Source organism: Phocaeicola coprocola DSM 17136, from assembly GCF_000154845.1.
Taxonomy (GTDB): domain Bacteria; phylum Bacteroidota; class Bacteroidia; order Bacteroidales; family Bacteroidaceae; genus Phocaeicola; species Phocaeicola coprocola.
Window position 1 is genome coordinate 44456 of sequence record NZ_DS981487.1, and the last position, 6179, is coordinate 50634.

Annotated in this window: 8 protein-coding genes; 4 read left to right on the forward strand and 4 right to left on the reverse strand. The window is 42.0% G+C overall.

What is annotated here, in order from left to right; all coding sequences use genetic code 11:
- Positions 1–42: 42 nt before the first annotated feature.
- Together rfbC and rfbA are read right to left on the reverse strand one after the other, a co-directional pair.
- Positions 43–612 (reverse strand): dTDP-4-dehydrorhamnose 3,5-epimerase, encoded by a 570-nt coding sequence (gene rfbC, locus BACCOP_RS12085; RefSeq protein ID WP_007569459.1) that lies wholly within the window; start codon positions 610–612, stop codon positions 43–45.
- A gap of 18 nt (positions 613–630) precedes the next feature.
- Positions 631–1521 carry a glucose-1-phosphate thymidylyltransferase RfbA gene (gene rfbA / locus BACCOP_RS12090; protein ID WP_007569460.1) on the reverse strand — a complete coding sequence of 297 codons (891 nt, stop codon included), beginning with the start codon at positions 1519–1521 and terminating at the stop codon, positions 631–633.
- 146 nt (positions 1522–1667) lie between these two features.
- Here rfbA and BACCOP_RS12095 point away from each other — a divergent pair, with 146 nt between their 5' ends.
- Together BACCOP_RS12095 and BACCOP_RS12100 are read left to right on the forward strand one after the other, a co-directional pair.
- On the forward strand, positions 1668–2021 hold the full coding sequence (locus BACCOP_RS12095) for a hypothetical protein (RefSeq protein WP_007569461.1): 354 nt from the start codon (positions 1668–1670) through the stop codon (positions 2019–2021).
- A gap of 11 nt (positions 2022–2032) precedes the next feature.
- A complete protein-coding gene (locus tag BACCOP_RS12100) occupies positions 2033–3163 on the forward strand; it encodes a glutathionylspermidine synthase family protein (RefSeq protein WP_007569463.1) in 1131 nt (376 codons plus the stop codon).
- Here the strand turns inward: BACCOP_RS12100 and BACCOP_RS12105 are convergent.
- The gene (locus tag BACCOP_RS12105) at positions 3147–3914 is read right to left on the reverse strand and encodes a DnaJ domain-containing protein (protein WP_007569466.1); all 768 of its coding nucleotides are present in this window, start codon (positions 3912–3914) and stop codon (positions 3147–3149) included. The genes BACCOP_RS12100 and BACCOP_RS12105 overlap by 17 nt on opposite strands.
- A gap of 114 nt (positions 3915–4028) precedes the next feature.
- On the opposite strand from BACCOP_RS12105, the gene BACCOP_RS12110 reads away from it, so the two are divergent.
- On the forward strand, positions 4029–5345 hold the full coding sequence (locus BACCOP_RS12110; RefSeq protein ID WP_040312052.1) for a cobyrinate a,c-diamide synthase: 1317 nt from the start codon (positions 4029–4031) through the stop codon (positions 5343–5345).
- Positions 5346–5357: 12 nt separating this feature from the next.
- Here the strand turns inward: BACCOP_RS12110 and BACCOP_RS12115 are convergent, their stop codons facing one another.
- The gene (locus BACCOP_RS12115; protein ID WP_007569471.1) at positions 5358–5795 is read right to left on the reverse strand and encodes a DapH/DapD/GlmU-related protein; all 438 of its coding nucleotides are present in this window, start codon (positions 5793–5795) and stop codon (positions 5358–5360) included.
- A gap of 51 nt (positions 5796–5846) precedes the next feature.
- Here BACCOP_RS12115 and BACCOP_RS12120 point away from each other — a divergent pair.
- Positions 5847–6179: hypothetical protein (locus tag BACCOP_RS12120; RefSeq protein ID WP_185150253.1), on the forward strand; the 333-nt coding region annotated here is incomplete at its 3' end.

The window sequence follows — 6179 nt, forward strand, 5'->3', positions numbered from 1 at the left end:
TCTATAGTATTAGAAAGCATGCCACTTTTTTTAAGGTTGTTTTTAGTATAGTTCTTTGCCGTAAGAGAACAGCCAATCTGCATCTTTCAATAGCGGATGGTGTTTGTCTTTTTCTGAAAGAATTACTTTCTCGGCAGGAATTTTCCAGTCTATGCCAAGAGCAGGATCATCCCAGGCAATAGCTCCTTCACTTTGAGGTGCATAGAAATTATCGCATTTATACTGGAAAATAACTTCATCAGTCAGCACGCTGAATCCATGTGCAAAACCACGTGGTATAAAAAATTGACGGTGGTTTTCTTCTGTCAGTTCTACTGCTACATGCTGTCCGAATGTTGGAGAACCTTTTCGGATGTCAACTGCAACATCAAGTACAGCTCCTTTTACAACGCGGACTAGTTTGCTTTGTGCAAAAGGTGGTTTTTGGAAGTGTAATCCGCGTAAAACACCATAACTTGATTTACTCTCATTGTCTTGTACAAAGCGTACGGTACGTACCTGCGCATTGAAATCTCTTTCGGAAAAAGATTCAAAAAAATATCCTCTGTCGTCCTTAAACAGACGGGGCTCAATGATGACTACCCCGTCGATTGCTGTTTTGATAACGTTCATCTTTCGTATAATCGTTTTTTAATCGTTTAGTCCCAATTCGTCTATTACTTTCAGCAGGTACTGACCATATTGGTTCTTTAGCATTGGTTGTGCCAGCTGACGCATCTTCTCAGCGGTGATCCAGCCATGACGCAAAGCTATGCCTTCCAGACATGCTACTTTTAGTCCTTGACGTTTCTCTATTACTTCAATGTAGGTGGATGCTTCGGCTAGTGAATCGTGAGTACCTGTGTCAAGCCATGCAAACCCGCGGCCTAACGTCTGTACTTTCAGTTCTCCGTCGGCAAGGAAGCGTTGGTTTACTGTTGTAATTTCCAGCTCACCACGTGCCGATGGTTTTATATTTTTTGCCACATTTACTACTTTGTTCGGATAGAAATAAAGTCCTGTTACGGCATAATTAGATTTCGGATGTTCTGGCTTTTCTTCAATGGAAAGGCAATTTCCAGCCTCATCAAATTCAGCAACACCGTAACGTTCCGGATCACTTACCCAATAACCAAATACTGTTGCTTTGGCTTCTTCTTCAGCTGTTCGTACAGCTTCTTTCAGCATAGCGGTGAATCCATTTCCATGAAAGATATTGTCACCCAATACCAGGCAGGCAGCATCGTTACCGATAAATTTTTCTCCAATAATGAATGCTTGCGCCAGACCATCGGGTGAGGGCTGTTCTGCATATTCAAAATGAACACCGAAATCGCTTCCATCCCCTAATAGACGACGGAATCCCGGAAGATCATGTGGAGTAGATATAATAAGTATTTCCCGGATTCCGGCAAGCATCAGTACCGAAATGGGATAATATATCATAGGCTTATCAAAAATAGGGAGCAGCTGCTTTGAAACTCCTTTTGTGATGGGGTAAAGGCGGGTACCTGAACCTCCTGCTAAAACTATACCTTTCATAATTCCTTTGTTGTGTATTTCTATTTCTATGCAAAGTAAAAAGTTTTTCTTATATTGGCAAAGTTTTTGGATATAAACTCATTATATATTGGATTTTCCGTATTTTTGTAAAGCTAATGAATTTATTGCACAAAAAATAAAGTTGAATGAATAAACGACATTATCTGGTAGCAGCCATGTGTCTGATGACGTTGGCGGCATGTACACAGAAAACAGAATTGCCTGAGAACCCGAAAGATAAAGAAGAATACCGAGATAGTCAGGGAAATAGCTGGATTTACAATGCGATGCTGATGCGTTGGGCACTTATGCCTTCTCTGACTAATGGCTTGAGTACCACTCATTATTATTATCCGAAGTCTGGTTCATGGACCGATGCCAATGGCTCTCGTGTGAATCCTCCTTCGGGAGTGAAAGTCAGCCCATCGGGTACAAGTAAATCGAAATCGAGTGGGAATGTATTTGGTACTACCCGCCGCTCATATAGCATTCACGGATAAATCAGGAGCAGATGGAAAGATTCAATATGACCCCTCGCTCTGATTATAGGGAGAAAATTGAAGCTATTGGGTTCGATTTTCATGGTGATTATTGGCGTGAGGAAGCTTATTACCGTTTTACTCCCGCAGAAATAGAGCGACTTGAAGAGGCGACAAGAGAAGCCTATCGTATGTATTGTGAGGCTGCTGAATACATTATTTCAGAAAAGCCGGATTTTATGGAGCGTATGTTGCAGATACCTGCTGAGGTATGTGAACGCATCTGTGAGTCCTGGAACCGGGATGAATTGAGCTTGTATGGACGTTTCGATTTTCTGCTTGACGAGAAAGGTGTTCCTCGTATTTTGGAGTTTAATGCAGATACGCCTACATCCCTGCTCGAAGCGTCAGTCATTCAGTGGCAGTGGAAAGAAGAATGTTTTCCTGAATGTGACCAATATAACGGTATTCATGAAGGTTTGGTTCAATCGTGGAAAGATATATTCCCTGCGGGAAGCAATATACACTTTGTCGGAGCTCTTGATGACCATGAAGATACTGGAACATTACAATATCTGGCAAGTACTGCTATGGAAGCTGGATATTCTACACGTGTGCTTGACATTAATAGCATGAATTTGCAAAATGGTCTTTTTTATGATCCTTCCGGTGAATGTATTCAGAAATGTTTTAAACTTTATCCTTGGGAATGGATGATTGATGAAAGCCCGGATGGATGTCTGGCTCAGGTTGAGTGGCTGGAACCAATTTGGAAGCTGGTGATGTCGAACAAGGCTATTTTAAGTATACTGTATGAATTGTTTCCTGATTCTCCTTATGTATTACCCTGTTATTTGTCACGTCCGCAGCAAGGAGTATTTTGTAAGAAACCAGTTTTCTCGCGCGAAGGGCACAATGTAAGTGTGGTTGATATTCGTCAATGGGAAGAACATGCGCTTCTGAAAGAGACAGAAGGTGATTATAATACGGGAGCTTATGTATATCAGGAATATGTAAAGCCTGTGGCTTATAGCGGACGATATCCTGTCATTGGTTCATGGATAGTGGGCGGAGAGCCTGCCGGAATCGGTATTCGTGAAAACCGAACAGAAATAACCGACAACCTCTCCGAGTTTGTTCCACATATTATTTCATGCCTCTAGCCTTGTAGATGCGTTCCTTTGCATTGTTGATGCTTTGGAACTTTTCCTCGGCAGCCTTGCGAATGTCTTCTCCCAATGTTGCTACACGGTCGGGATGGTGTTTCAGCGCAAGGCGTCGATAGGCGGCACGGACCTCGTCGTCGGTAGCCGTAGGTTCTACTTCCAGAACTTTGTAAGCTTCCTCTAAAGAATTGCCAGACAAGTTCAGCATAGACTCTACCTCTTTGGCTGACAATTGCATAGACTGTGCAACTTCTTTTAAAGCATCTATTTCGGCGGCGCATACATTTCCGTCGCTGCGGGCAATTTGTGCCAGGAAGCTCAGAAGTTGCAAACGTTCTTCATAACTCATGTTGGCAGCAATCTGTGCTCCGCATTCGCGGATGGTATTCTGAAAAGCATAAGGATTGGTTGCTTCCATACGTTTGCGCTGTTCGAATAAGTTAAGCAATATCTGCTCTCCTTCGGCTACAGCGTCTTCTCCAAAATTTGTTCGCAGGAACCGCCGTACAAATTCCATTTCGCTATGCATGATTTTTCCGTCTGCGCGAATGATGTACGAAGCCATGACAAGCAGTGAGAACAAAAAACTATTTCTCTGTCCGGTATATGTTTCATTGCCGGCATCCATATTTTCAGGAGCGTATGCAGCTTTGTCGAACAGTGAACCGATTGCATAACCTGCAAGTGCACCTAGCGGTCCCATAGCCATAAAGCCCATGATGCCGCCAATCCATTTTCCTAATTTCATATTTTCTATCTTTGAGTTTGAGTCGGTAAAGTTAGTAAAAACAATGCATATTCTATAAAAGAATGCAGGATGATATTTCGCTGATATGTAGAAAACCTTTACATTTGCAGCATGATGAAACCACAATTATTAATTGGAGCAGCTACTTCAGGTAGTGGAAAAACGACTTTTACGATGGGACTGTTGCGTGCGCTGAAAAAACGTGGCTTACAGGTACAGCCATTTAAATGCGGTCCCGATTATATAGATACACAGTTTCACGCAATAGCATCTGGACGACTTTCGATAAATCTTGATACTTGGATGATGCATCATCATCACATGCAGCGCATCTATAATTTATATGCAGAAAATGCAGATGTATGCGTGACAGAGGGAGTTATGGGCTTGTTTGATGGTTATAGCCGCGATAAAGGAAGTGCAGCCGAGATAGCAAATCTGCTGAATTTGCCTGTTGTATTGGTTATAAATGCACGGGCAGCAGCTTATTCTGTTGCTCCGATGCTATGGGGATTCAAGCATTTTGCACAAAAAGTGAAGATTGCTGGAGTTATATTTAATCAGGTTTCATCGGCTTCGCATTATGCTTTTTTGAAGGACGCATGTACAGATGCTGGCATTGAAGCTTTAGGTTATATTCCTTTTGCTGATGAGTTGTATATTCCATCCCGTCATTTGGGACTTACGCTTACAAGCAAGTCTTCGATGAATGACGTAGCAGAAAAAATATCCATCCTGATAGAAAAATACGTTGATATAGATAAGCTGATTAGTTTATGTCAGGCTGTATTTCCATGTCCTTATACATTACCTTATGTATCGGAAGAAGGTATAAATGAGGTTTTTCAGCGGAAAATAAGAATTGCAGTGGCCAGAGATGAGGCTTTTTGTTTTACGTATCATGAAAATTTGAAGCAGTTGTCGAAATGGGGGCATATAACATATTTTAGCCCCCTGAGAGATAATAAACTTCCAGCTGCTGATCTGGTTTATCTGCCTGGAGGCTATCCGGAATTATATGTTCGTCGTTTACACCATCGTAAAGAGATGATGCAGCAGTTGCGGACTTATGCAGAGCGTGGAGGAAAAATATTTGCAGAATGTGGTGGAATGATGTATCTGGCACGTACGCTTACCGTCAAAAAAGGTAAGATATATGATATGGCAGGTATTTTACCCATAGACTGCACGATAGAGCATCCTTCTCTTAATTTAGGCTATCGGGAAATGAAATACAAAGGTGTGTTGCTTCGTGGGCATGAATTTCATTTTTCCATGACAACATCTTCTGACGTTTTGCATTCGGTGGCACAATTGTACGATGCTTATGGTTCTGAAGTCAACACCCCTTTGTACAGATATAAGAATGTTATAGCCGGATATACTCATTGGTATTGGGGAGAAACAAATCTTATGCAATTATGGGAATAGCTTATAGGTGAATTAGATTTTTCGGATGATACGGGCTGGTACACCTCCCACAATCGTATTTTCGGGAACATCTTTTGTTACTACCGCACCTGCTGCTATTACCGCATTGTCACCTATGGTAACACCTTGTAGAATGGTAGAGTTGGATCCAACCCATACGTTTTTTCCAAGTGTGATAGGGGCAGGATATGTTGTCTGGCGGTCTTCTGGGGCTAATCCATGATTTAATGTTGCAAATACCACATTATGTCCAATCTGGCAACCATCGCCTAAAGATACTCCTCCGTGGTCTTGAAAATGACAGCAGGCATTAATGAATACATTTTTCCCCACTGTAATGTTTTTACCAAAGTCAGTATAAAATGGAGGGAAAACTCTGAAAGATTCATCTACAGTTTTTCCAAAAAGGCGTGATAATAAGTGTAACCATTCTATTTTCCGCCTTGACACGCATGTTCCCTAAACCTACCTTTGCGCCGTAACCCTTAAACAACAATGATTATGGCAAAAGAAAAAGTAAACTACCAGGAGGTATATGACCTCTATCAGTTATGCAGTGAGACCAAGGATCTTCGTGAGTTCTGTGCGGATTATGGAGTAAATTACGACAAGTTCATGAACTGGCAGCGTCATCAGCTATGGAGCGAAAAGTTAGGCAAGACAGTCCAGGTTGAGCAGCCCAAGGTTGCCAAAGTCCGGATAACCGGCAAGCCTTGCAACAGTCCAACCGTAAAGTTGGAGGTGAAACAACCTGAAGGTGAATCTCCGATTAAGTGGGTAAAACTGCAATTGCCATCTGGTTCCCCATTGTTCCTAAGAAATACCACAGTTCTT

Coding starts and splice junctions, on each gene's coding strand:
- rfbC (WP_007569459.1), bottom strand. CDS start 612: ATGAACGTTATCAAAACAGCAATCGACGGGGTAGTCATCATTGAGCCC.
- rfbA (WP_007569460.1), bottom strand. CDS start 1,521: ATGAAAGGTATAGTTTTAGCAGGAGGTTCAGGTACCCGCCTTTACCCC.
- BACCOP_RS12095 (WP_007569461.1), top strand. CDS start 1,668: ATGAATAAACGACATTATCTGGTAGCAGCCATGTGTCTGATGACGTTG.
- BACCOP_RS12100 (WP_007569463.1), top strand. CDS start 2,033: ATGGAAAGATTCAATATGACCCCTCGCTCTGATTATAGGGAGAAAATT.
- BACCOP_RS12105 (WP_007569466.1), bottom strand. CDS start 3,914: ATGAAATTAGGAAAATGGATTGGCGGCATCATGGGCTTTATGGCTATG.
- BACCOP_RS12110 (WP_040312052.1), top strand. CDS start 4,029: ATGAAACCACAATTATTAATTGGAGCAGCTACTTCAGGTAGTGGAAAA.